Annotated in this window: 3 protein-coding genes; 2 read left to right on the top strand and 1 reads right to left on the bottom strand. The window is 49.1% G+C overall.

All coding sequences use genetic code 11. The features are described 5' to 3' along the window. On the top strand, positions 1-411 hold a 411-nt coding region (locus tag H6F50_RS00110), incomplete at its 5' end, for an ATP-binding protein (RefSeq protein ID WP_190424919.1). Between the two features lie 150 nt (positions 412-561). Here the strand turns inward: H6F50_RS00110 and H6F50_RS00105 are convergent. Further along, entirely contained in the window at positions 562-1146 is a 585-nt protein-coding gene (locus H6F50_RS00105; protein WP_190424916.1) for a DUF1802 family protein, read from the bottom strand. A 170-nt stretch (positions 1147-1316) separates the two neighbouring features. Between H6F50_RS00105 and H6F50_RS00100 the strand changes: the two genes are divergently transcribed. After that, on the top strand, positions 1317-1972 hold a 656-nt coding region (locus H6F50_RS00100), incomplete at its 3' end, for an aldo/keto reductase (protein ID WP_190424914.1).

The following is a 1972-nucleotide window of genomic DNA, read 5'->3' as shown; positions in this document are numbered from 1 at the left end:
GAACGCGAACAAATCTTACAGGTTGATATTCCCTCAAACTTGCCCACCCTAGTCTCGGAATTAGCCAGTGTGGAGCGAATTTTGACAGAGTTGCTCAATAATGCGTGCAAGTACACCCCACCAGGAGAACGCATTACAGTAACAGTCCGTGCCGCTTCGGCAATGATGCAAATCAAGGTGAGCAACTCTGGGGTCGAGATTCCGCCTGATGAGCTACCCCGCATTTTTGACAAGTTCTACCGCATTCCCCGTGCCGATCGCTGGAAGCAGGGCGGAACTGGTTTAGGATTAGCGCTGGTGCAGAAACTCACCCAACATTTAGGTGGCATTCTTCGAGTCAGGAGTGCTTCTGAAGAGATAACGTTTACTTTAGAGTTACCGCTGACGCACCCAATTTCTGGTAATGGGTAATCTGTCCGGTTTCCATAATAAAAGAACCCCACCCCCAGCCCCTCCCCGCTTGCGAGGAGGGGAGCCGGAGCCGCAGGACATGGCGGGGTGGGGTTCCGGAGAATTACGGCGAATTAACCAGATTTGACATAGCGGATAATGGAATACCTCTCACCAATTAGCTATTTGCCGAATTGTTGTGACTTGCTGGGCATATTCTGCATCATCTAAAACAGGTTTTGCATCCTCAATTGCGATCGCGCTTGCAAGATCGATCCACGACTTGCAACCTCCATATTCCGGGCGGTAAGCGATAATCTGCGCTTGAATCAGTTTGTAAGTGCGTAGTAGCAGCACATAAATCGGCTGACGCGGCTTCCATTTGAGGCGATCGCTGACAAATTGCTCGTTCCAAATATGGTACGGTAGCAGCCCTCTCACCGCTGATTCTTCACTCACTGGCAAAATATCAGTAATTTCAGCCCAAGCACCGATTCGGATGGTTTCTGGATGCCAACCGGAGGCGACGGGTTGCACCAGATTGGAATATTCCGCTTTCAGCAAATCGGGCTGTTGATGTTCATAAGTCGGGTAGAGCAAAACTTCTGTTTCGGCAACGGTGAAGCGGTTGTTTTCCTCGCGGATGCCGCCTTTGCGTAGCAGCATAATCGTTTTGCCTTGTTCTAAGGCATCGACAGCAACCGCCCATTCTTTGAGGGCGTGAGGCGTGGTTTTGGTGGTCGTCGTGGATTGCATAAGTCTCGGATATTCTAATCCCAGGCTAACAGCGACCACACGACAGGTCAGTTAACATCGTTACTTTGATGCTGATTTGATTTGATGTTGAAAACGAAGCAAGCGATCGCGTCCCCCTTCCCAAGTGTTGCCTAATATGAAGACAGAAGCCGATAAACCAGGATTGACGCATGGAAAAACGACACTTAGGCACTTCTGACATTCAAATCTCTCCGATTGTCATGGGTACATGGCAAGCTGGCAAAAGGATGTGGGTGGGAATTGAAGACGCCGACACGATAAAAGCAATCCGGGTGGCATTTGATGCCGGTATCACTACAGTTGACACCGCTGAAGTCTACGGCGAGGGGCATTCTGAGCAGATTGTCGCCCAAGCGCTATCAGATGTGCGCGACCAAGCGGTTTATGCAACCAAGGTTTTTGCCAATCATCTCAAGTATGACCAAGTGATTGAAGCGTGCGATCGCTCTCTCAAAAACCTGAAAACCGACTATATCGACCTATACCAAATTCACTGGCCCTCTGGAGTGTTTAAAAGCGAAATAGTCCCCATTGAAGAAACCATGAACGCCCTTAACCACCTGAAGGAACAAGGTAAAATTCGGGCAATTGGCGTTTCTAATTTCTCCCGCGCCCAGTTGGAAGAAGCTGCCCAGTATGGACGCATCGATAGTTTGCAACCGCCGTATTCCCTGTTTTGGCGTTGGGTGGAAAAGGATGCCATGCCTTACTGCGTTGAAAACAAGATTTCAATTCTTGCGTATTCGTCTCTAGCTCAAGGATTATTAACTGGAAAATTCGGTTCCGATCATCAATTCGATCCAGC

The organism is Coleofasciculus sp. FACHB-712, assembly GCF_014695635.1.
Classification (GTDB): Bacteria; Cyanobacteriota; Cyanobacteriia; order Cyanobacteriales; family FACHB-T130; genus FACHB-T130.
The sequence above is the reverse complement of the archived record's forward strand: the minus strand, read 5'-3'. Positions and strand labels throughout refer to the sequence as shown.

Coding starts and splice junctions, on each gene's coding strand:
- H6F50_RS00105 (WP_190424916.1), bottom strand. CDS start 1,146: ATGCAATCCACGACGACCACCAAAACCACGCCTCACGCCCTCAAAGAA.